Annotated in this window: 20 protein-coding genes; 18 read left to right on the top strand and 2 right to left on the bottom strand. The window is 72.7% G+C overall.

What is annotated here, in order from left to right:
• Positions 1 to 731: 731 nt before the first annotated feature.
• From HN013_RS11960 to HN013_RS12040, 15 genes are all read left to right on the top strand, one after another.
• Complete coding sequence (locus HN013_RS11960) at positions 732 to 2,198, top strand: FAD-dependent monooxygenase (RefSeq protein WP_171166002.1); 1,467 nt, start codon at positions 732 to 734, stop codon at positions 2,196 to 2,198.
• Positions 2,199 to 2,226: 28 nt separating this feature from the next.
• On the top strand, positions 2,227 to 2,553 hold the full coding sequence (locus HN013_RS11965; protein ID WP_171166004.1) for a TcmI family type II polyketide cyclase: 327 nt from the start codon (positions 2,227 to 2,229) through the stop codon (positions 2,551 to 2,553).
• Positions 2,550 to 3,818: a beta-ketoacyl synthase gene (locus tag HN013_RS11970; RefSeq protein ID WP_171166006.1), complete on the top strand. Its 1,269-nt coding sequence runs from the start codon at positions 2,550 to 2,552 to the stop codon at positions 3,816 to 3,818. The genes HN013_RS11965 and HN013_RS11970 overlap by 4 nt, the downstream gene beginning before the upstream one ends.
• On the top strand, positions 3,815 to 5,032 hold the full coding sequence (locus HN013_RS11975; RefSeq protein WP_171166008.1) for a ketosynthase chain-length factor: 1,218 nt from the start codon (positions 3,815 to 3,817) through the stop codon (positions 5,030 to 5,032). The genes HN013_RS11970 and HN013_RS11975 overlap by 4 nt, the downstream gene beginning before the upstream one ends.
• Before the next feature lie 34 nt (positions 5,033 to 5,066).
• Positions 5,067 to 5,357 (top strand): phosphopantetheine-binding protein, encoded by a 291-nt coding sequence (locus HN013_RS11980; RefSeq protein WP_171166010.1) that lies wholly within the window; start codon positions 5,067 to 5,069, stop codon positions 5,355 to 5,357.
• A gap of 47 nt (positions 5,358 to 5,404) precedes the next feature.
• Positions 5,405 to 6,190 carry a 3-oxoacyl-ACP reductase FabG gene (fabG, locus tag HN013_RS11985; protein ID WP_171166012.1) on the top strand — a complete coding sequence of 262 codons (786 nt, stop codon included), beginning with the start codon at positions 5,405 to 5,407 and terminating at the stop codon, positions 6,188 to 6,190.
• Positions 6,191 to 6,251: 61 nt separating this feature from the next.
• Positions 6,252 to 7,199, top strand: coding sequence for an aromatase/cyclase (locus HN013_RS11990; RefSeq protein WP_171166014.1), 948 nt, complete (start codon positions 6,252 to 6,254; stop codon positions 7,197 to 7,199).
• 3 nt (positions 7,200 to 7,202) lie between these two features.
• Entirely contained in the window at positions 7,203 to 10,430 is a 3,228-nt protein-coding gene (locus HN013_RS33915) for an FAD-dependent monooxygenase (protein ID WP_312018580.1), read from the top strand.
• A gap of 22 nt (positions 10,431 to 10,452) precedes the next feature.
• Positions 10,453 to 11,031, top strand: coding sequence for a nitroreductase/quinone reductase family protein (locus HN013_RS12005; RefSeq protein ID WP_171166016.1), 579 nt, complete (start codon positions 10,453 to 10,455; stop codon positions 11,029 to 11,031).
• A 31-nt stretch (positions 11,032 to 11,062) separates the two neighbouring features.
• A complete protein-coding gene (locus HN013_RS12010) occupies positions 11,063 to 11,428 on the top strand; it encodes an antibiotic biosynthesis monooxygenase family protein (protein WP_171166017.1) in 366 nt (121 codons plus the stop codon).
• Between the two features lie 75 nt (positions 11,429 to 11,503).
• Positions 11,504 to 12,232 (top strand): SDR family oxidoreductase, encoded by a 729-nt coding sequence (locus HN013_RS12015; RefSeq protein WP_171166020.1) that lies wholly within the window; start codon positions 11,504 to 11,506, stop codon positions 12,230 to 12,232.
• Between the two features lie 89 nt (positions 12,233 to 12,321).
• Entirely contained in the window at positions 12,322 to 13,953 is a 1,632-nt protein-coding gene (locus HN013_RS12020; protein WP_171166022.1) for an MFS transporter, read from the top strand.
• A 119-nt stretch (positions 13,954 to 14,072) separates the two neighbouring features.
• Positions 14,073 to 14,552: a cupin domain-containing protein gene (locus HN013_RS12025; protein WP_171166024.1), complete on the top strand. Its 480-nt coding sequence runs from the start codon at positions 14,073 to 14,075 to the stop codon at positions 14,550 to 14,552.
• A gap of 112 nt (positions 14,553 to 14,664) precedes the next feature.
• Positions 14,665 to 15,213: a flavin reductase family protein gene (locus HN013_RS12030; RefSeq protein ID WP_171166026.1), complete on the top strand. Its 549-nt coding sequence runs from the start codon at positions 14,665 to 14,667 to the stop codon at positions 15,211 to 15,213.
• A 59-nt stretch (positions 15,214 to 15,272) separates the two neighbouring features.
• Complete coding sequence (locus HN013_RS12040; protein ID WP_312018581.1) at positions 15,273 to 16,070, top strand: nitroreductase/quinone reductase family protein; 798 nt, start codon at positions 15,273 to 15,275, stop codon at positions 16,068 to 16,070.
• A gap of 3 nt (positions 16,071 to 16,073) precedes the next feature.
• Here HN013_RS12040 and sigJ read toward each other — a convergent pair whose 3' ends face one another.
• Positions 16,074 to 17,057 (bottom strand): RNA polymerase sigma factor SigJ, encoded by a 984-nt coding sequence (sigJ, locus tag HN013_RS12045; protein WP_171166028.1) that lies wholly within the window; start codon positions 17,055 to 17,057, stop codon positions 16,074 to 16,076.
• Between the two features lie 173 nt (positions 17,058 to 17,230).
• On the opposite strand from sigJ, the gene HN013_RS12050 reads away from it, so the two are divergent.
• From HN013_RS12050 to HN013_RS12060, 3 genes are all read left to right on the top strand, one after another.
• A complete protein-coding gene (locus tag HN013_RS12050; protein ID WP_171166030.1) occupies positions 17,231 to 17,860 on the top strand; it encodes a hemerythrin domain-containing protein in 630 nt (209 codons plus the stop codon).
• Between the two features lie 18 nt (positions 17,861 to 17,878).
• Entirely contained in the window at positions 17,879 to 18,700 is an 822-nt protein-coding gene (locus HN013_RS12055; protein ID WP_171166108.1) for an alpha/beta fold hydrolase, read from the top strand.
• Positions 18,701 to 18,943: 243 nt separating this feature from the next.
• The gene (locus tag HN013_RS12060) at positions 18,944 to 19,822 is read left to right on the top strand and encodes an AraC family transcriptional regulator (protein ID WP_171166032.1); all 879 of its coding nucleotides are present in this window, start codon (positions 18,944 to 18,946) and stop codon (positions 19,820 to 19,822) included.
• Positions 19,823 to 19,888: 66 nt separating this feature from the next.
• Here HN013_RS12060 and HN013_RS12065 read toward each other — a convergent pair whose 3' ends face one another.
• Positions 19,889 to 21,157 carry a cation:proton antiporter gene (locus HN013_RS12065; protein WP_171166034.1) on the bottom strand — a complete coding sequence of 423 codons (1,269 nt, stop codon included), beginning with the start codon at positions 21,155 to 21,157 and terminating at the stop codon, positions 19,889 to 19,891.
• Positions 21,158 to 21,670 lie beyond the last annotated feature (513 nt).

The raw sequence follows: 21,670 nt of genomic DNA on the forward strand, positions 1-21,670 counted from the left end.
CCCGAGGCTCGTGGTGGCGGACCGGTTCAAGGGCGCACACGGAGAGCACGGTGTCCGGAGGGTGGCGTCGGTGACCGGCCGCGGGACCGCGCCGGGACGGTCGGAACGGATTCCGATTCCGCTTTTCCGGCGAATGAGATCTCCCGTGCCCCGGAAATACCCGGTCATGAAGGAAGAAGAGCATGCGACGTACCGCGCCAGATTTCTGATCATGAAATCTGGAACCCCCGTTTCTGGCCCCCGTGGCATCGCGCCCGACTGATCGTGCGGAGAACGCCCCGCCGTCCCGAAACATGGGGGCAGAGTGGGCGTTTCTCGCGATGCAGGTGTGGACCTTACAAGGGTCTCGCGGGTGTTGTCTACATGTATTCGTGCGGAAAGCAGGGATCCGTTCGCCGTTCGCCACGAGATCATTCAGCGATGATGATCCGGGATCGGCGGAAATGATCGGACGGGTCTTTCGCCGAGTTGTCCGGGACCGGTAATTCGCGTTGTGAGCAGGACTGTTTGACAGCCGGTCAACGGGAATGTCACGCTGGGGTCCAGCGGCCGATCTGTGTCCGCGTCCGGGGCCCGGTGCTTCCCTCGCACCGATGTGCCCCGCCTTTCTTTCCGGGGCCGGTGACAGCGATTCTTCGCTCCCGGCCTGCCCCTTTCCAGATTCTTCACCACGTCTTCCCCTGCCCCGGCCGTGGCCCGTCGCCACGCCGCGCACGGGCCAAGGAGACAGCATGGATGTTCCGGTGATCGTTGTCGGCGCCGGTCCCGCGGGGCTGTTCCTCGCCGCCGAACTGCGGCTCGGCGGCGTCGACGTCCTCGTCCTCGACGAACTCGACCGGCCCTCCGGCCAGTCCCGAGGGCTCGGCTTCACCGCCCGCACGATGGAACTCTTCGACCAGCGCGGGCTGTTGCCCCGCTTCGGAGCCGTGGAGACCAGCGCGCTCGGGCACTTCGGCGGCCTCCCGCTCGACTACGGCGTGCTCGACGACGCCCACTTCGGCGCGCGGGGGATTCCCCAGGCGCGCACCGAGGCCGTACTCGGCGCGTGGGCCGCGGAGCTGGGCGCGGAGATCCGGCGCGGCTGGCGGGTCGACCGCCTGGTCAACGGCCCGGACGGAGCCGAGATCGAGGCCGCGACGCCCACCGGGCGGCGCCGGCTGCGCTGCCGCTACCTGGTCGGATGCGACGGCGGTCGCAGCTTCGTGCGCGGCGCGGCCGGGTTCGACTTCCCCGGCTCAGCCGCGACCCGGGAGATGTTCCTCGCCGACGTGTCCGGCTGCGCCATCCGGCCCCGGCAGATCGGGGAGCGGCTGCCCGGGGGCATGGTCATGTCCGCCCCGCTCACCGACGGCGTGGACCGCGTCATCGTCTGCGAACACGGCACCCCGCCCCGGCGGCGCGACGGCCCGCCCGCGTTCGCCGAAGTCGCCGACGCCTGGCAGCGGTTGACCGGCGAGGACATCCGCGGGGGCACGGCGCACTGGGTCAGCTCGTTCGGCGACGCCACGCACCAGGTCACCGAGTACCGCAGGGATTCGGTGCTCCTCGCGGGTGACGCCGCCCACACCCATCTGCCCGCGGGCGGACAGGGGTTGAGCGTCAGCGTGCAGGACTCCATGAACCTCGGCTGGAAGCTCGCCGCGACCGTCCGCGGCTGGGCGCCGCCGGACCTGCTGGACACGTACCACACGGAGCGCCACCCGGTCGGCTCCCGGCTGCTGACCAACACGCGGGCCCAGGGCCTGCTCTACCTGAGCGGCGAGGAAGTCCAGCCGCTCCGCGAGGTGTTCGCGGAGCTGATGGAGCTCCCCGAGGCCGGCAGGCACCTGGCCGGGAGGGTCAGCGGGCTGGACATCCGCTACGACGTCGGCCCCGGCGACCACCCGCTCCTCGGCCGGCGGCTCCCTCCTCGGGAACTCACCGGCGAGCAGGGCGCGACGAGCACGGCGGAACAGCTCCACCCCGGCCGCGGCGTCCTGTTCGACCTCGCCGACGACCCCGGGCCGCGGCGCGCCGCCGTCCCGTGGGCGGACCGGATCCGCGTCGTCACCGCGGCGCCGCGCGAGGCCCCCGGGAGCGGCCCGTTCACCGGGACCACCGCCCTGCTGGTGCGGCCCGACGGCCATGTCGTGTGGACGGCACCGGGCGGCGGGGACCTGCCCTCCGCCCTGCGGCGCTGGTTCGGACCGGCCCGCTGAACATCACTTCGGACGTCAGGAGAGACCGATGCACAGTTCCCTGATCGTGGCGCGGATGGACCCGGCCGCACAGGGCGACGTCTCCCGCATCTTCGGGGAGTTCGACCGTACGGAGCTCCCGGAGGCCATGGGCACGCGGCGCCGTCAGCTCTTCCGCTACCGGGGCCTCTACTTCCACCTCCAGGACTTCGACTCCGACGACGGCGGCACCGCCATCGAGCGGGCGCGCAGCCACCCGCTCTTCGTCAAGGTCAGCGACGACCTCAAGCCGTACATCGCGGCGTACGACCCGGCCACCTGGCGGTCGCCGGCCGACGCGCTGGCCACGCGCTTCTACCACTGGAGCAGGCCGTGACCGGCGATTCCGGGCGCCGCGTCGTCATCACCGGCATCGGGGTCGTGGCCCCCGGGGCCATCGGCACCAAGGACTTCTGGGGACTGCTGAGCGCCGGCCGGACCGCGACCAGGGGCATCACCCTGTTCGACCCCGCCGGATACCGGTCCCGGGTGGCCGCCGAGGTCGACTTCGACCCGGCGGAACACGGGCTGGGCCCGCAGGACGTCCGCCGCATGGACCGGGCCGTGCAGTTCGCGGTCGTCGCCGCGGCCGAGGCGATGGCCGGCAGCGGCCTCGGCCCCGGGGACCTCGACCCGTACCGGACCGGGGTCACCATCGGCAGCGGCGTGGGCGCGACCATGGCGCTCGACCGCGAGTACCGCGTCGTCAGCGACGGCGGGCGGCTGGAGACCGTCGACCACACCTACGCGGTCCCGCACCTGTACGACTACTTCGTGCCCAGCTCGTTCGCCGCCGAAGTGGCCTGGGCGGTGGGGGCCGAGGGGCCGACGGCGGTCGTCTCCACCGGCTGCACCTCCGGGCTCGACTCCGTCGGCTACGCCACCGGGCTGGTACGGGAGGGCAGTGCCGACGTCGTGATCGCCGGTGCCGCCGCGGCCCCGATCTCCCCGATCACGGTCGCCTGCTTCGACGCGATCCGCGCCACCACGGTCCGCAACGACGACCCCGAGCACGCCTCACGGCCGTTCGACCGCAGCCGCGACGGATTCGTGCTCGGCGAGGGCGCGGCGATCTTCGTCCTGGAGGAGTACGAACGGGCGAAGGCGCGGGGGGCCGTCGTCCACGCCGAGATCGCCGGGTTCGCCACCCGGAGCAACGCCTACCACATGACGGGCCTGCGCCCCGACGGCCGGGAGATGGCGGAGGCCATCACCACGGCGCTCCGGGAGGCGCGGATCGGCCCGGAGACCGTCGACTACGTCAACGCGCACGGCTCCGGCACCCGCCAGAACGACCGGCACGAGACGGCGGCGTTCAAACGCAGCCTCGGCGAGCACGCCTACCGGACGCCGGTCAGCTCCATCAAGTCGATGATCGGTCACTCGCTCGGCGCGATCGGCTCCCTGGAGATCGCCGCGTCGGTGCTGGCCATCGGGAACGACGTGGTCCCGCCCACCGCCAACCTGCACGAGGCCGACCCGGAGTGCGACCTCGACTACGTGCCCCTGGAGGCACGTCAGCACCGGACCGACACCGTCCTGACGGTCGGCAGCGGATTCGGCGGCTTCCAGAGCGCCATGGTGCTGCGGAGCGCGGCATGAGCGCCACCGCCGTCGTCACCGGCATCGGGGTGGCCGCACCCAACGGCCTCGGGACCGAGGCCTATTGGGAGCAGACGCGGCGCGGCGGGAGCGGCATCCGCGAGATCCGCAAGTTCGACACCTCGCGCTATCCGGTCAAACTGGCGGGCGAGGTCCCGGACTTCCACGCCGAGGACCACCTGCCGGGGCGGCTACTCCCGCAGACGGACCATATGACCCGGCTGGCCCTCGTCGCCGCCGACTGGGCCCTCGCCGACGCCCGGATCGACCCCGGGGAGTGGGACCCGTTCACCATGGGGGTGGTGACCGCCAGTTCCTCCGGGGGCTTCGAGTTCGGCGAACGCGAACTGCGGAATCTCTGGGCCAAGGGCGGCCGGCACGTCAGCGCCTACCAGTCCTTCGCCTGGTTCTACGCCGTGAACACCGGCCAGATATCGATCCGGAACGGCATGCGCGGGCCCAGCGGCGTCGTCGTCTCCGACCAGGCGGGCGGGCTCGACGCCCTCGCGCAGGCACGGCGGCTCGTCCGCAGGGGGACGCGGGTCGTGGTCTCCGGCGGCGTCGACGGGTCGATCTGCTCCTGGGGACTGGTCGCCCAGATGGCGAGCGGACGGCTCAGCGCCGGCACCGACCGGGACCGCGCCTACCTGCCGTTCGACGCCGCGGCGGCCGGGCACGTGCCGGGCGAGGGCGGCGCGCTGCTCACCCTGGAGGAGGCGTCCTCGGCACGCGAGCGCGGCGCGCGGGCCTACGGCGAGATCGCCGGGTACGGCTCCACGTTCGACCCGAAACCGTTCAGCGGACGGGAACCGGGGCTGCGGCGCGCCATCCTGCTGGCCCTGGACGACGCGGGCTGCGCTGCCGCCGACGTCGACGTGGTCTTCGCCGACGCGGCGGCCCTGCCCGAGCTCGACCGCGTCGAGGCGGACGCCCTGGAGGCCGTGTTCGGCCCCCGCGGGGTGCCGGTCACCGCGCCCAAGACCATGACCGGGCGGCTGCTGTCCGGCGCCGCCTCGCTGGACGTGGTCACCGCGCTGCTCTCCTTCAGGGACGGGGTCATCCCGCCCACCGTCAACGTCACACCGCTGCCCGGGTACGGCCTCGACCTCGTGGTCGGCGTGCCGAGGCGCGCGCGCCCCGCCACGGCGCTCGTCGTCGCCCGGGGGTACGGCGGCTTCAACTCCGTCATGGTCGTCCGGCGCGCGGGGGCGTAGCGGACGGTCCGGGCAACGAGAACCGAGGACTCATATGACCACGCACGCGTTCACCCTGAACGACCTGAAACGGATCCTGCGCGAGGCTGCCGGGGAGCAGGAGGGGAGCGGCCTCGCCGGCGACATCCGCGACCTCACCTTCGAACAGCTCGGCTACGACTCGCTGGCCCGGCTGGAGGCCGGCGGCCGCATCGAGCGGGCCTACGCGGTCGCCCTCGACGAGGACTGCCTCAACGACACCACGACGCTGGGCCAACTGCTCGTGGCGGTCAACGAGCGGATCACCGAGGCCCGCGCGGCCGGCTCCGGCACCGCCCGGCCATGACCGACCCGCCCGTCCTACCCGCCTCACCCGTCCTACTGAGGAGGAACATGTCGTCCCACGACAGGCGTGTCGCCCTCGTCACCGGAGCCACCTCGGGCATCGGCCTCGCGGTGGCACGGCGACTGGCGGCACAGGAGCACAGCGTGTTCGTCTGCGCGCGCTCGAAGGACACCGTGAACACGACCGTCGAGCGGCTGCGGGCCGAGGGCCTCGACGCCGACGGCACCGCCTGCGACGTACGGTCGGGCGACGCGGTCCGCGCGTACGTCCGCGCCGCCGTCGACCGGTACGGCGCGGTGGACGTCCTGGTGAACAACGCCGGGCGCAGCGGCGGCGGGATCACCGCCGACATCGACGACGAGCTGTGGCACGACGTCATCGACACCAACCTCAACAGCGTCTTCCGCGTGACCCGCGAAGTGCTCACCACCGGCGGCATGCGGCACAAGGAACGCGGCCGCATCATCAACATCGCCTCCACCGCGGGCAAACAGGGCGTGGTGCTCGGAGCGCCCTACTCCGCCTCCAAGCACGGGGTCGTGGGCTTCACCAAGGCCCTCGGCAACGAACTGGCGCCCACCGGCATCACGGTCAACGCCGTCTGCCCGGGCTATGTGGAGACGCCGATGGCCCAGCGCGTACGCCAGGGGTACGCCGCCGCGTACGACACCACCGAGGACGCGATCCTGGCGAGGTTCCGGGCGAAGATCCCGCTCGGCCGCTACTCGACCCCGGAGGAGGTCGCGGGTCTCGTCGGCTACCTGGCCTCCGACAGCGCCGCCTCCATCACCGCGCAGGCGATCAACGTCTGCGGCGGCCTCGGCAACTTCTGAGTGCCGGGACTCCTGAACCGGAACGATCCGGCACCAACCGGCAACCGAAAGGAGACCACCCATGACGGAGCCGGGCACCCGCGAGGCCGAACACGAGATCACCGTGGACGCGCCCGCGGCCGACGTCTTCACCCTGCTGGCGGACGTGGAGAACTGGCCCCTCCTCTTCCCGCCCACCGTCCACGCCGAACGGGTCGAGCGCGTCGGCGCGTCGGAGCGGATCCGCCTCTGGGCCACCGCCAACGGCACGGCCAAAACGTGGACGTCGCTCCGCCTGCTCGACCCCTCGCGCCGGCGGATCGAGTTCCGCCAGGAAGTGTCCGCCGCGCCGGTGGCGGCCATGGGCGGCACGTGGCTGATCGAGCCGCTGTCGCCCGCCCGGTCCCGGGTCCGGCTGTCGCACCACTACCGTGCCGTCGACGACGACCCGGAAGGGCTCGCCTGGATCGAGGCGGCCGTGGAGCGCAACAGCGGGTCCGAACTGGCGGCGCTCAAGGACCGCGCGGAGGCCGCCACCGGGACGCCGTCCGGACTCACCCTGTCCTTCGAGGACTCCGTGCGCATCGACGGCGAGGCCAAGGACGTCTACGACTTCCTCGACCGGGCCGACCGGTGGCCGGACCGGCTGCCGCACGTCGCGCGGACCGAGGTCACCGAGGACACCCCCGGACTCCAGCTGCTCCGGATGGACACCCGGGCCCCCGACGGCTCCACGCACACCACCGAGTCCGTGCGCGTGTGCTTCCCGCACCGCCTGATCGTGTACAAGCAGACCGCGCTGCCCGCCCTGATGACGCTCCACACCGGCCGCTGGCTGCTGGCCGAGGACGTGAGCGGCGTCACCGCCACCTCGCGGCACACCGTGGTCCTCGCCCCCGGGAACATCACCCGGATCCTGGGCGCGGACGCGGGGATCCCCGAGGCCGGGGCGTACGTCAGGAACGCCCTGAGCGCCAACAGCCGGGCCACCCTGGACCGCGCCAAGGAGTATGCGGAAGGCCGGCGGTGAACCATGAACACCCACGCCACCGATGTCGTCGTCGTGGGCGCCGGGCCCGTCGGCCTGGCGCTCGCCGGGGAACTGCGCCTGGGCGGCGCCGAGGTCACCGTCCTGGAACGGCTGTCCGCGCCCACCGACGAGTCCCGGGCCTCGACCCTGCACGCCCGCACCATGGAGCTCCTGGACCAGCGCGGCCTGCTGGAGCCCCTGGGCACCCCGCCGCACGAGCCCAGGGGCCACTTCGGGGGGCTCCCGCTCGACCTGACCGGCCAGCGCTCGCCGTACCCCGGCCAGTGGAAGGTGCCGCAGGCACGCGTCGAGGCCCTGCTCGCCGAGTGGGCCTGCGCCCTCGGCGCGGACGTCCGGCGCGCCCACGAGGTGTGCGGACTGCGCGAGGCCCCCGAGCACATCGAGATCGAGGCGACGACCCCCGCCGGGCGGACGAGGCTCACGGCCGCGTACGTCGTCGGCTGCGACGGCGAGCGGAGCACCGTGGCGGAGCTGGCCGGGATCGCCTTCGCCGGCCAGGACGCCCGGCGCGAGCTCCTGCGCTGCGACCTCACCGGGGCCGCCGTCCGCGACCGCCGCTTCGAGCGGCTGCCCGGCGGACTCGCCGTCGCCGCCACCCGGAACGGCGTCACCCGGATCATGTTCCACGAGCACGGCCGGGAGCCCGCGGCCCGGGCGGGGGAGCCGGAGTTCGCCGAGGTGGCCGCGGCCTGGTCACGGCTGACGGGGGAGGACATCTCCGGCGCCTCCCCGCTCTGGGTGAACGCCTTCGGCGACGTCAGCCGGCAGGCCGTCCACTACCGGCGGGGCCGGGTGCTGCTGGCCGGGGACGCCGCCCACCGTCAGCTCCCGGTCGGTGGACAGGCCCTCAACCTCGGCCTCCAGGACGCCGCGAACCTCGGCTGGAAGCTGGCCGCCGAGGTCACCGGTCGCGCCCCCGCGGGGCTCCTGGACACGTACCACGAGGAGCGCCACCCGGTGGGACGGAGGGCGCTCGCCCACATCCGGGCCCAGACCCTGCTGCTCCTCGGCGGCCCGGAGGTGGACGCCGTGCGCACGGTCGTCGGCGAACTCCTCGGCCACCGGGCCGTCCGCGACCGGCTGGCCGGCCGGGCCGGCGGCCTGGACGTCCGGTACGGCCCCGACGGCGGACACCCGCTCCTCGGGACGCGGCTCACCCCCGCCGACGTGGCGCGGGCGACCGGGACCACCGGCGCCGCGGCGCCGCTCCGCGCGGGCCGGGGCGTGCTCCTCGACCTCTCCGGCGACGCGGGGCGGCGGACCGCCCTGGAGGCACTCGTCGCCGGGTGGGCCGACCGGGTGGAGGTCGTCGCCGCGGCCGCCCCTCCCGAGGAGGAGCCGGGCGCGGAGACCGTGCTGCTGCGCCCGGACGGTCACGTGGGCTGGGCGGGGGACCGCACGGCGGATCCCCGCCCCGGCCTGGAGCGGTGGTTCGGCGGAGCCGGGCGGGCCACGGCGCGGAAGGCGCGGAAGGCACGGAAAGGCGATGTCGACGACGACAGGAGAGGCGGGGCGATGCCCAGCAAGATCAAGGAACCCGGCCGGCCGGCACAGCCCGGTCCGGTGCACCACTGCGACGTCGTGATCCTCGGATCCGGCCTCGCGGGCTCGGTCAGCGGCGCGATCCTCGCCCGGCAGGGAGCGCGCGTGGTGCTCGTCGACGCGTCGCAGCACCCGCGGTTCGCCATCGGGGAGTCGATGACGCCCCAGCTGGTCGAGTGGCTGCACATCCTCAAGTCCCGGTTCGATGTACCGGAGTTGGGACATCTGCTGAACACCCGCGCGGTGCACCGCGGTATCGGACCGCGGCACGGCAGGAAGCAGAGCTTCGGCTTTGTCCACCACGAACCGGGCGCGGAACCGGATCCGGAGGAGGCGACGATGTTCGTCATCCCCAGGATCCTCACCGAGGCCAGCCACCTCTTCCGGCAGGAGACGGACCAGCACTACTTCAACGTCGCCGCCAAGTACGGCTGCGTCACCCGGCAGAACTGGCGGGCCCGGGACCTGGACTTCGACGACGACGGGGTCACCGTCACCGGCCAGAACGGCGAGGTGTTCCGGGCCCGGTACCTGATCGACGCGAGCGGCTTCCGCTCACCGCTGGCCGAGAAGTTCGGCCTCCGGGACGACCCCTGCCGTTTCCGGCACCACTCGCGGTCGCTGTTCACGCACTACATCGGTGTCAAGCCGTTCGACGACGTCTCCCACCACCCGCGCAGCCTGCGCCCCCCGGCCTCCTGGCACGGCGGCACGCTGCACCACATGATCGAGCGCGGCTGGTTCTGGATCATCCCCTTCGACAACGTCGAGGGCTCCACCAACCCCATGTGCAGCGTGGGGCTGACCATCGACCCGCGCCGCTACCCCAAGCCGACGGACATGACGCCCGAGGAGGAGTTCACCTCCTTCCTGGACCGCTATCCCGCCGTCCGGCGCCAGTTCGTGGGGGCCAAGCGGGTCCGCGAATGGGTGTCGACCGACCGGCTCCAGTACTCGTCGAAGAAGTCGATCGGCCACCGCTGGTGCCTGATGTCCCACGCGGCCGGCTTCATCGACCCGCTGTTCTCCCGCGGCCTGTCCAACACCTTCGAGGTCGTCTACTCGCTGTGCACCCGCATCGTGGACGCGCTGCGCGACGACGACTGGTCGGAGGAGCGCTTCGCATACGTCGAACAGTTGGAGAGCGGCCTCCTGCGGCACAACGACGAGCTCGTCAACAGCGCGTTCATCTCCTTCGAGCACTTCCGGCTGTGGAACGCGGTCTTCCGGGTGTGGGGCGGCTGGCTCACCCCGGGCGCGATGCGCCTCTACGACGCCCGCGCCCGGTACGAGGCGGACGGCGACGAGCGGCACCTGCGCCGCCTGGAGCGGGTCGCCGACCCCGGACTGTGGTGGCCGGAACCGGAGTTCAAGCACGTCCTGGAACTCACCGCCGAGGTCTGCGAGAAGTACGAGTCGGGGACCATGACCGGCGACGAGGCCGCCGACGCCATCTTCGCCGCGCTCGACCGCAGCGAAGGACTCAACCCCGTCTTCGGCTTCCGGGACGACGAGTCCACCCGGTTCATCTACCCGAGCACCGCGATGGTGGCCCGCTTCGTCCACTGGGCCGCCCGCAAGGGGCCCGCCGGCGAACTGCGCACCGTCAGCCGCTCACTGGCCACGGGCGCCGCGCGCTCCCTCCTCAAGGGCAGGAAACCGCTGTAGTACCCGGAAAGGAAGCAGACCCATGCCGGAGAAGCTCACCCCGTGGGCGCGGGGCAGGCCGACACTGGAGGACACCAATGTGTTCATCCGGTCGTTCACCCGCCTGAACGTCTACCTCTACTCGAAGCCGCCGTCGCGGACGGCGAAGAGGATCAACAGGGCCTTCATGACCCTGAACATCCAGCTCTACCGCAGGTCCGGGGGCAGGATCCTCGGCCGCTTCGGCCGCCTCGACGCCATGCTCATCACCACCACCGGACGCAGGACCGGCAAGGAGCGCACCAACCCGGTCGGCTACGTCTACGACCGCGGCCGGTACATCGTCTGCGCCGCGCCCGGCCACTTCGACGTGCCGGGCGGGCCCACGGCGACCCAGCCGGCCTGGTACCTCAACCTGACGGCCGATCCCCGGGCCACGGCCGACATCGGGCCGGAGCGCCTGCCGGTGACCGCGCGGATCCTGGAGGGCGACGAACGGGAGCGGATGTGGCGCCGGTTCACCGACGTCTTACCGTTCATGAACGAGTTCCAGAAGCGGGTACAGCACCGGCTGCCCGTCGTCGAGCTGACCCCCGACGACCTGACACCGCGTCCGCTGTGACCCCGTGCGACCGAAGGAAGGAAGAGACGCCGTGAAACTCCAGGACCATGACCCCACGACCCCCTTTCTCGCCCAGCTCCAGGAGCGGACGGGACCGGTCACCCTGGTCAACACCTTCGTCGTGCCGGAGGAGGCCGCGGAGCGGTTCGAGAAGACCTGGCGCGAGGACGCCGGGTTCATGAAGGCGCAGCCGGGGTTCATCTCCACACAGCTGTACCGGGGCACGGCCGGGAGCCGGCTGTGGCTGAACGTCGCCGTCTGGGAGTCGACCGACGCCCTCCGCGCGGCCTTCGGCAGGCCGGAGTTCCAGCAGGCCAGGGCGAAGTACTCCGACGCGATCACCGCCGCGCCGCACGTCTACACCAAGGTCGCAGTCGAGGGCATCTGCGTGGCCTGAACAGGGGGTTGTGCCCGGTCCCCACCCCTCGCCAAGGTCGTACCCCCGTTCCGTCGGCAGTGAGGAGACGTTCCGATGTCAACCCGGAGGGCAGCACTCGTCACCGGAAGCTCACGCGGCATCGGCCGGGCCGTGGCGGAACGGCTGGCCGCCGACGGCACGGACGTGGTGGTCAACTACCACGCCGACCAGGAGGCGGCCGCGCGGGTCGTCGACGGGATCGCGAGGGGCGGGGGCCGGGCCGTCGCCGTACGGGCGGACGCCACGGACCCCGAGGAGCTCGGCGCCCTGTTCGACGCCGCCGAGCGGGCCTTCGGCGGTCTCGACGTCTTCGTCGGCAACGTCGGCGTCAGCCGTTTCGGCCCGCTGGCCCGGGCCACCGACGAGGACTTCGACCTGCACTTCACCGGCAACACCCGGGCGACGTTCCTGGCCCTGCGCGAGGCGGCCGGCCGGCTGCGGGACGGGGGCCGGATCGTCGTCGTCTCCACCGGCATCACCCGTACCCACCGACCCGGAGCGGGCGTCTACGCGGCCAGCAAGGCGGCGTGCGAGGCCATGACGCTGGTGCTCGCGCGGGAACTCGGGCCCCGGGGCATCACGGCCAACTGCGTGCTGCCGGGCCTCACCCGGGACACCGGCGCCCCGCTCACCCGCGAACTGACCGAGGAATACGTGTCGCAGACCCCGCTCGGCCGGCTGGGCGACCCCGGGGACGTCGCGGACGTCGTGGGATTCCTCGCCTCCGACGCGGCGCGCTGGGTGACCGGACAGATCGTCGGGGCCGGCGGCGGCCGCTTCTGAGTGCCACACCCGCGCTGGATGTCACACCCGCGCCCGCCACACCACTCCTGGGATCGGACGGCCATATCTCGTGTTGAAGGGGAAGACTTGTGTTCCGGAAGTGGAAAGGCAATCCGTGGGCGATCCTGACGGCCCTGTGCCTCGGGTTCTTCATGACGCTGTTGGACCTCACCATCGTGAACGTCGCGATCCCGGACATCACCGATGACCTGGACACCTCGCTCGACGTGATGTTGTGGATCCTGAACGCCTACACGCTCGCGCTCGCCACACTGATCATCACCGCCGGGCGCCTCGGCGACCTGCGGGGCAAGGGGAACCTCTTCCTCGTGGGCGTGGCGGTGTTCACCGCCGCCAGCCTCGCCTGCGGACTGGCCCAGAACGTGGGCGAGCTCATCGCCTTCCGCGCGGTCCAGGGCGCGGGCGCGGCCATGCTCATCCCGCAAACCCTGTCGATCATCGCCGAGGTCTTCCCCAAGGAGCAGCGCGGCAAGGCGCTGGGCATCTGGGGCACGGTCGCGGGCGTCTCCGGCGCCGCCGGGCCGGGGCTCGGCGGGGTGATGGTCACCCACCTCGACTGGCGGTGGGTGTTCTACATCAATGTGCCGATCGGGCTCTTCGTGCTGGTGAGGGGCGCCTCCGTGATGCCGAAGGCCGGGCGGAGCGTCCGGCACCGCTTCGACCTGCCGGGTGTCCTGCTCGCCTCCGTCGGGCTGTTCGGGCTCACCTACGCCCTCACCGAGGGCGAGCGGTACGACTGGAACGGCTGGATCTGGGGCGCGGTCGCGGCCTCCGTCGCCCTCCTGGCCGTCTTCCTCGGCTACGAGCGGGGGCGTCAGGACGCGGAGCCGCTGCTGCCGTTCACCCTCTTCCGCGACCGCAACTTCTCCGTCGTCAACTTCGTCGGCGTCGCCGTGTCGTTCGGCGTCATCGCGATCCTCCTGCCGACCACGATCTACCTCCAGTCGGTGCTCGGCTACAGCGCCCAGAAGACCGGTCTGGTCCTCATCCCGCTGGCGCTCGGCTCCATGGTCACGGCCGGTCCCGCCGGGGTGCTCTCGGAGAAGTTCGGCGGGAAGTACGTCCTGACGGCCGGGCTGACCATGTTCGGCGCGGGGGTCACCTGGATCCTGTTCGCCGCCGACCCCGAGGGGAGCTGGGGGCCCATCGCCGGTGCCCAGTTCCTCGCCGGGCTCGGCGCCGGCTGCACCTTCGCCCCCATGGGCTCCGAGGTCGTCCGCAACGTCCCCGGGCGCCTCGTCGGCGCCGCCTCCGGCGTCAACAACGCGCTGCGGCAGGTCGGTTCGGTGCTCGCGGCGACCATCGTCGGGGCGGTCCTCCAGGGGCAGCTCGTCTCCGCCCTCCGCGACCAGGCGGCGAAGCACGCCTCCGCGCTGCCGGAGGAGTACCGCGCCGGCTTCGTGCGGGGCTTCGCCAAAGCCGGCGAACAGGGACTGAACGTGGGCACCGAGCAGACGACGCAGGTCCCCGCCGGAGTACCGGAGGACACCGCCCGCACCGTCGGCGAACTCTCCGCCAAGGTCTTCGGCAACGGCTTCGTCGACGCCCTGCAGCCCACCCTGTGGGTCTCGGCCGCGGTCCTGTTCGTCGGCGCCCTGACCTGCCTCCTGCTCAAGGGAGGACCCGCGCCGGCGGGCAGCGCGCACGGCCTCCCCGTGGGCGAGGAGGAAACCCCGCGGGGCGCGGCCGTCCACGGCTGACCGGCCGGAAGCCCGCGGGGGCCACCACCGCGTGCTCAGCCCGGGAGCGCTGCCGGGCGCGGCCGTCGTGGCTCCCACCCGGTGCGGGAGACCTACCAGACTTCGAGAAGGGGGCCGTCATGACGGTGAGGCCGGAGAAGGTCGTCCACAGGGACGACGTGGAGCCGATCACCTGGGGCGGCGAGGAGTCCGCCCGGTTCCTGCTGCGCGCCGCCGACACCGGAGGCCTCTACTCGTACTACGAGGTCTCCGTACCCCCCGGCGAGGGTTCGCTGTACCACCTGCACCACCACATGGACGAGTCCTTCCATGTGACGGAAGGCGAGTTCGCGATCAAGGTCGGCGACCGGACCCACACGGCACCCGCAGGGACCGTGGTGTTCGGCCCCCGGGGAGTGGCGCACTCGTTCCACAACACCGGCGAGGGAACGGGCCGGATGCTGTGCACCGCGACCCCCGGCGGCATCGAGGCCTTCTTCGAGGACCTCCGGGATCTCATCGCCTCGGACCCGCCACCGCGGTGGGCCAACCTGCACCAGCTCGCGGCCGTGCACGGAATCCTCGCCCACGCGCCCCGGGGCGCCACCGGCCCGCACTGACGACGCCACCGCCGCGCGCCGGCCGTCCGCCCCCCGACCGGGGACGGGCGGCCGGCGCGCCGTCGTCCGGGGCAGCGACCAGTTCAGACCCGCATCGGAAAGGCAGGGCACCATGACACCCCGGGAGAACCCGGCCGTCCACCGGACCGGACCGGTCGAGGCGAGGATGCTGCGCACCGTCTGCGGCCTCTTCGTCACGGGCGTCACCGTGATCACCAGCGGCAGGGGGGACGCCGTCGGCGGAACGACGGTCAACTCCTTCACCTCCGTCTCCCTCGACCCGCCGCTGGTCCTGTTCTGTCTGCACAAGCGGTCGCGGCTGCGGGCCGTGGTCGAGGACAGCGGGGCGTACGTCGTCAACTTCCTCGCCGGGCAGCAGGAATCGCTGGCACGGTCCTTCGCGGCCAGGGACACCAGCGCGATCCGGAGCGTGACCAGCCACCCGTCCATGACCGGGGTGCCGGTGCTGAGCGACGCCCTGGCCTTCCTCTCCTGCGAACTGGCCGACACCTTCGACGGCGGCGACCACGCCATCTTCCTCGGCCGGGTCGTCCAGCTGGGCGTGGACCGCGAGAACCAGGAACCCCTCATCTTCTTCCGCGGCGCGCTGGGCGCGCTGGAGGAGGAGCCCCGCGGCCTGGACCCGATCTTCGACGGATGACGGCCGGCGCCCGGCCCCGCAGAACGGACCACCGACCCCGGCAGGAGAGGAACAGAACCGTGGCCACACTGGAGAACCTGGACCCCACGACGCCGCTCCCCGCCCAGCTCCGGGAGAAGACCGGACCCGTCGTCCTGGCCGAGACCTTCCTGGTGCCGGCGGAACGCACCGAGGAGTTCCTCCGGCACTGGCGCGCCATGGCGGCGTTCATGAAGGAACAGCCGGGATGTCTCTCCCTCCGGATGCACCGCGGCACCGCGGGCAGCCGGCTGCTGATGAACATCGCCGCCTGGGAGTCCACCGAGGCGATCGCCCGCGCCCAGCAGGCCCCGGAGTTCGGACGGCTGGCCGCGGCGCTCCCCGACGACGTCGTCGTCCACCTCCACCTCTTCGAGAGGATCGCCGTCGACGGCATCTGCGACGCCGCGCCGGACGGACCAGGGCAGCGCGCCCGCCCACCCGCCGGCCGACGGCTCGCCCGGTTCAACCGCGCCTACGCCAACCGCGTCGTCGGCCCCGTCCTCACCCGGATGCCGGGATTCGGCACCGTCCTCCACCGGGGCCGCACATCGGGACGGACCTACGGGACCCCCGTCAAGGTCTTCCGCTCCGGCGACCGCTACATCATGGCCCTGCCGTACGGACCGCGCTCGGACTGGGCGCGCAACGTGGTGGCCGCCCAGGGCTGCGAACTGGTCGTCCGGGGCCGCCGGGTGCGCCTCGCCGAGCCCCGGATCTACGTCGACAGGGAACAGGCCGGGATCCCCGTGCCCATCCGTGCCGTCCTGAGACGGCTCGGCTGCTTCGACTTCATCGAGCTGCGCCCGGCGGAACGTCGGGCGCACGCCGCCGAATGACCGTCACTCCGGGCCGGGCGTCTCCGGTTCCCCCTCCGCGCGGGGGATCCGGGACAGCTTGTCGGGGTTGGTGACGGCGTAGATGCCGCGCACCCGGTCGCCCCGCGTGCTGAGGTCGAGGACGAGGACGACGAAGGGGGAGTCCTCCGAGAACACCACGGCGGCCGGGTCGCCGTTGACCGCGCGGTAGCGGACGTCCAGGTCGCCGGGGCGGCGGTCGGCGTACCCGGCGAGGAGCCGTACGACCTTGTCGCGCCCGGTGACCGGCCGCAGCCCGGCGGCCCGCACCTTGCCCCCGCCGTCCGTCCACATGGTGACGTCCGGCGCCAGGATCTCCAGCAGACCGGAGAGGTCGCCGCCGAGCGCGGCGGCCAGGAACCGCTCGGTGACCTGCCGCTGGACCTGCGGGTCGGCCTGGAAGCGCGGGCGCCGGGCGTGGACGTGCTCGCGGGCGCGGTGCGCCAGCTGCCGCACGGCGGAGGGGGAGCGGTCGAGGATGGCCGCGATCTCGGTGTGGGCGTACCCGAACACCTCGTGGAGGACGAAGACGGCCCGCTCCAGCGGGCTGAGCGTCTCCAGGATCACCAGCAGCGCCATGGACACGGACTCGGTCCGCAGCGCCCGGTCCGCCGCGTCCACGGTCTCCGCCGACTCCGGCGCGTGGGTGAGCAGCGGCTCCGGCAGCCACGCGCCGACATAGGTCTCCCGGCGGTGGGTGAGCGTCGCCTGCCGGGCCAGCGCCTGATTGACCGCGATCCGCACCAAGTAGGCGCGGGGGTTGTCTATCGCCTCGGCCTCCGCCTTGCGGCTCCGCCGTTCCCACGCCAGCCAGGTCTCCTGGAGCACGTCCTCGGTGTCGGAGACGCTGCCGAGCATGTTGTAGACGATCGAGAACAGCAACTCCCGGTAGCCGACGAACGTTTCGGTCGTCTGGTCTGCCGCGGGGGCGCCGAAGCCGGCGGCTCCGGACGTCGGCCTGTCGGACATGCGCGGACCTCCCGTGTGACGCGTTCACCGACTGGGATGCCGTCCGCCGCCCCGGATGTGACATCCCCGCGGGAACTGTGGCGTGCGTCACAGACCCGCCCGGCCATGTCACATCCGTCCGTGTCCCACCCCTCATCCCCATGACGAACGTGCGACGAAAGGCACTCCACACCATGGCAGTTGATGAGAAGACCCCGCTGGACTTCACCAACATGTACGCGACGCACGACGCGTTCCGACGTGACCTCGACAGGCTCGTGACGGTCGTGGAGGCGGGCCGGGCCGGGTCTCCCGGAGTACGCGCGGGCTGGGAGAACTTCAAGAAACAGCTCCACATCCACCACACCGTGGAGGACGCCGAGCTGTGGCCGCGGGTGAAGGGCGCGGTGGCCGGACGGCCCCGGGACCTCGCCCTGATGGCGGAGATGGAGGCCGAGCACGCCGAACTGGACCCCCGGCTGGACGCCGTGGACGGCGCGCTCTCCCGACAGGACGCGCACGGGCTCGCCGAGCTGGTCGCGGCGCTGTCCGCCGTCCTCCGCGACCACATGGAGCACGAGGAGAAGAGCGCCCTGCCGCTCATCCAGGAGGTGCTGACGGAGAAGGACTGGGACGCCTTCCGCCGCGGCATGGCCCGCGCCCAGGGCCCCCGCGGCGCGGCCGTCTACGTCCCATGGGTCTGCGACGGCATACCGGACGAGGCGCGTCACACCTTCCTGTCCGGCATGCCCGCGCCCGTGCGGCTGCTGAACCGGGCCTTCTGGGAGTCGAACTACCGGAAGAAGAGCTTCTGGAGCATCTGAGTGATCAGCGGAACGGTGATGGTCGGCGCGGGCACCGCGCTCTCCGCCCTGCTGGCCGAGGCCGCGTACCCGCCGCGGGCGACGGTCGTCGCGCTCCACGGCGGAGGCATGAACGCCGGCTACTTCGACTGCCCGGCGGATCCCGGCCTCTCCCTGCTGGCGCTCGGCGCGCGCCTCGGCTACACGGTGCTCGCCGTCGACCGGCCCGGCTACGGACGCTCCGCCGAGCGGCTCCCGGAAGGGCAGACGCTCGCGGAGCAGGCGGTCACGCTGCACGCGGCGCTGGAGGACTTCGCCCGCCGCCACCCCATCGGGGCGGGGATCTTCGTCGTCGCCCACTCCTTCGGGGGCAAGGTGGCGCTGGCCGCCGCCGCGGACGACCCGAAGGGACGGCTGCTCGGCCTCGACATCTCCGGCTGCGGGCACCGGTACGCCGTCGACGCCGGGGAACTGCCCGTCCCGGGCGGCGCCTGGCCCTGGTCGAAGCAGTGGGGACGGCCCGGCCTCTATCCCCCGGGGGTCTTCCGCGCCGTCGCGGCGCTGACCGCCCCGCTGCCGCCGAGGGAGGCCCGGGAGGCCGCCCGCTGGCCCGCGGTGTTCCCCGCCCTCGCCCGGCGGGTCCGGGTGCCGGTCCGCCTCACGTTCGCGGAGCACGAGGCGTGGTGGCGGCACGACGAGGAGGCGCTCGCCGACCTCGCGGCCCACTTCACGGCCCCCCGGGTGCTGATCGACCGTCAGCCGGAGGCGGGCCACAACATCAGCCTGGGCACCGCGGCCCGCTCCTACCACCTGCGGGCGCTGGCCTTCCTGGAGGAGTGCGTGGCCCGGCAGTCGATGTGAACCGCCGGAGTGTGTCCGGTTGTTGTCGCCTTGCTCCCCGGTCGCCCGCGGCCCCCTGGCACGGCGGAAGGCCGACGGCGTACGGTGCGGTACAGGCGGAGACGGGCACCCCCGTGGTCCGTCTCCACCCGGAATCCGGTGGCGTACGACGTCGGCTCGTTCCCAGCATGGCGCGGAGCGGCACGGTGGGGATTGGACGGATGCGCACCCCCGGGCGGACCGTCATCCGTGAGGACTGAGGGGATGGCACTGAGCACGCGGCAGGCCGAACTGCCCTGGGGCAGGGTCCGGGTCGCCTCACGGCTGCCGCACCCCGCCCTCCGGCGGACGGTGGTCGAGTACCGGGCCTTCGCGATCCGCACGGCGCACGCGCCGGCGTGGCTGGAGACCCCGATGGCGCTGCCCGCCTTCTTCATCGGCGTGGGCGAGACCCCGGCGTCGCCCGACGCGTCGATCCCGCCGACCGCCGTCTACGCGGCCAGGACCAGCGCCCTGCGGTTCAGCCCGCCGGGCCGGTTCCAGGGCATCCAGGTGATGCTGACGCTCGACGGCGCGACCCGGCTGCTCGGGCCCCGTCTGTGGGAGTTCGCCGACGCGCTGCCGGACACCCGGGACGTGCTCGGCCGGCGCTTCGGCGACCTCCACGAACGGCTCACCTGCGCCGGAAGCTGGGACGCGCGGTTCGCCCTGCTCGACGAGACGTTCCTCGCCCTCGACGACCCGGACGGGGACCGGGTCCCCCCTCCGCTGGCCTGGGCCTGGGAACGGCTGCTCCACGCCGACGGACCCCCCTGCATCGCGGACCTCGCCCGCGAGACAGGCTGGAGCCCGCGCAGGCTCCAGCAGGCGTTCCAGCGCCACGTGGGCGTCGCGCCCAGAACCGTGGCCTCCATGACGCGCTTCCGGCGCACGCTCGAAACGCTCGTCACGACACCGGCCGAACTGCCGCACGCCGACCTCGCCGTCCGCTGCGGCTACTACGACCAGTCGCACCTCATCCGCGAGTTCAAGGCCGTGACCGGCCTCACCCCGCGCGCCGTCCGCGCCGCGCCGGTGGTCCTCCACTCCGCCGTCCGCGGCCCCGCGTTCCAGCACGCCTCGGTCGTCGTCCACGGACAGTGAGGCCCCGGACGCGGCCCGACTCCGGGGCGGGACAGTGGCGTTCCGCCCCGGAGTCCCGTTCCCGCCCTACCGGTCCGCGCCCCGGCCCGCCGCCGCGCCGGCCGTCTCCCCGAGGGGCGCGGGCGGGCCCGGACGGCGTCGGCCGCGCGCCCCGATCAGCGTGAGCAGCGGTCCCGTCATGGCGGTGGTCACCAGGGCCATGACGACCATCAGGGAGTACAACGAGCCGTCGAGCAGGCCCAGTTCAAGACCCACGCCCAGGATGACCAGCTCCGTCAGCCCCCGCGTGTTCATCAGCGCCGCCAGCGTGGCCGACGCCTCGCCGGGCAGACCCTGCGACCGGGCTCCGGCGTAGGTGCCGAGGAACTTCCCGGCGATCGCGACGAACAGGATGACGAACAGCTCGACGATCCCCTCCGCGCCCACGCCCCGCAGGTCGACCTTGAGCCCCGCCACCACGAAGTAGACGGGCAGCAACAGGGTGGTCAACTGCTCGGTGCGGCCCGCCAGTTCCTCCCGGATCCGGTCCTGGCCCTCCCGGGGCAGCGCCGCCCCGAACAGGAACGCCCCGAAGATGTAGTGCATGTCCATGGCCTCGGTCGCCGCGGCCGAGAGCAGCGCGCCGGTCACGGCGACCGCGAACGCCCGTGAGGTGAGCGCGCCGTCGGGCCCGGCCGGGCCGAGGGCCCGGCGCAGCACGGGACGCAGGAGCAGCAGCCCCCCGGCGAACGGGAGGATCAGCGCCGCCCGCCAGTGCTCGCCCGAACCGCCGACGGCCGCCTGGACGGCCGCCAGCGCCGACCAGGCCACGACGTCGACGACGGCCGCGGCCGCCAGGGCCAGGCCCCCGATCTCCGTCCGGGACAGCCCCCGGTCGGAGAGGATGCGCGCGAGGACCGGGAACGCGGTCACCGACACGGACAGCCCCACGAACACCACGAACGCGGTCCGCTGGTCGCTGTGGTGCCCGCGCAGCAGATAGAAGGCGAGCCCGACGCCGAGGGCGAAGGGCACCAGCGTCGAGCCGAGCGAGGCGCCGGCCGTGACACGGGTGCGCCCGCGCAGGGCCCGGTGCTCCAGCTCCAGCCCGACGGTGAACATGAACAGGGCGACGCCGATGTTGGCGAGCGCGGTGAGGAACGGCCGCACGTCCGTGGGGAAGAGCCGCCCGGCCGGGCCGTCGCCCAGCAGGCTCGGCCCCAGCATCACCCCGGCGAGGATCTCCCCGACGACGGGCGGCTGCCCCACGCGCGCGGCGACCGCGCCGAGGGCACGGGCCAGCACCAGAATCAGGGCGAGATCAAGAAATAACCATTGAATGTGATGGCTCGTCATGCTACGTCCCCCATCGTGATTTCCGCGCGGCATGCGGCGCTCGGTTCGCGGGCCAGGCTACCGGCGTCCGGCAGCGCGGAGAATGCCTCTCGCCGTGACAATGGCGAAACGGCGGCACCGGTTGAGGGAAAGGCAATGTTCCGGAGCGGACAGAGGCCCTGTGGAGGCCGTCGGAGCAGTCGTGCCATGGGGGTACCGGAGTCACCGCAAAGATGGGGAACCGCTATGGACCGCCGGGAAAGAAAAGCAGGGAACGCGCGCGGAGGGTGGCCGTTCGTCACCGCCGCGGAATAGTTCTCCGGGAAAGCGGAATTCGTCCGGGCGGTAATGGGAAGGGCGTCCGGGGAAGTCGCTCCGGCCCGGTCGGCAGATGTTTACGCCACGGTCGGCGGCCGGACATCCGGTATCCGGATGCGCACCCCGCGTCGCCTCGGCGGCCGGTTCCCGGCCGGTAACGGAGGCCGCACCCCCGCGGCCCGCCCGGCTCCGGTCTCCCGTCCCCGCGAGGGCCGG

The sequence above is a fragment of the Streptomyces sp. I05A-00742 genome, assembly GCF_013055795.1.
Taxonomy (GTDB): domain Bacteria; phylum Actinomycetota; class Actinomycetes; order Streptomycetales; family Streptomycetaceae; genus Streptomyces.

Coding starts and splice junctions, on each gene's coding strand:
- HN013_RS12030 (WP_171166026.1), top strand. CDS start 14,665: ATGACACCCCGGGAGAACCCGGCCGTCCACCGGACCGGACCGGTCGAG.
- HN013_RS12060 (WP_171166032.1), top strand. CDS start 18,944: ATGGCACTGAGCACGCGGCAGGCCGAACTGCCCTGGGGCAGGGTCCGG.
- HN013_RS12065 (WP_171166034.1), bottom strand. CDS start 21,157: ATGACGAGCCATCACATTCAATGGTTATTTCTTGATCTCGCCCTGATT.
- HN013_RS11975 (WP_171166008.1), top strand. CDS start 3,815: ATGAGCGCCACCGCCGTCGTCACCGGCATCGGGGTGGCCGCACCCAAC.
- HN013_RS12055 (WP_171166108.1), top strand. CDS start 17,879: ATGGTCGGCGCGGGCACCGCGCTCTCCGCCCTGCTGGCCGAGGCCGCG.
- HN013_RS33915 (WP_312018580.1), top strand. CDS start 7,203: ATGAACACCCACGCCACCGATGTCGTCGTCGTGGGCGCCGGGCCCGTC.
- sigJ (WP_171166028.1), bottom strand. CDS start 17,057: ATGTCCGACAGGCCGACGTCCGGAGCCGCCGGCTTCGGCGCCCCCGCG.
- HN013_RS12015 (WP_171166020.1), top strand. CDS start 11,504: ATGTCAACCCGGAGGGCAGCACTCGTCACCGGAAGCTCACGCGGCATC.
- HN013_RS11990 (WP_171166014.1), top strand. CDS start 6,252: ATGACGGAGCCGGGCACCCGCGAGGCCGAACACGAGATCACCGTGGAC.
- HN013_RS11980 (WP_171166010.1), top strand. CDS start 5,067: ATGACCACGCACGCGTTCACCCTGAACGACCTGAAACGGATCCTGCGC.
- HN013_RS11960 (WP_171166002.1), top strand. CDS start 732: ATGGATGTTCCGGTGATCGTTGTCGGCGCCGGTCCCGCGGGGCTGTTC.
- HN013_RS12050 (WP_171166030.1), top strand. CDS start 17,231: ATGGCAGTTGATGAGAAGACCCCGCTGGACTTCACCAACATGTACGCG.
- HN013_RS12025 (WP_171166024.1), top strand. CDS start 14,073: ATGACGGTGAGGCCGGAGAAGGTCGTCCACAGGGACGACGTGGAGCCG.
- HN013_RS12005 (WP_171166016.1), top strand. CDS start 10,453: ATGCCGGAGAAGCTCACCCCGTGGGCGCGGGGCAGGCCGACACTGGAG.
- HN013_RS11965 (WP_171166004.1), top strand. CDS start 2,227: ATGCACAGTTCCCTGATCGTGGCGCGGATGGACCCGGCCGCACAGGGC.
- fabG (WP_171166012.1), top strand. CDS start 5,405: ATGTCGTCCCACGACAGGCGTGTCGCCCTCGTCACCGGAGCCACCTCG.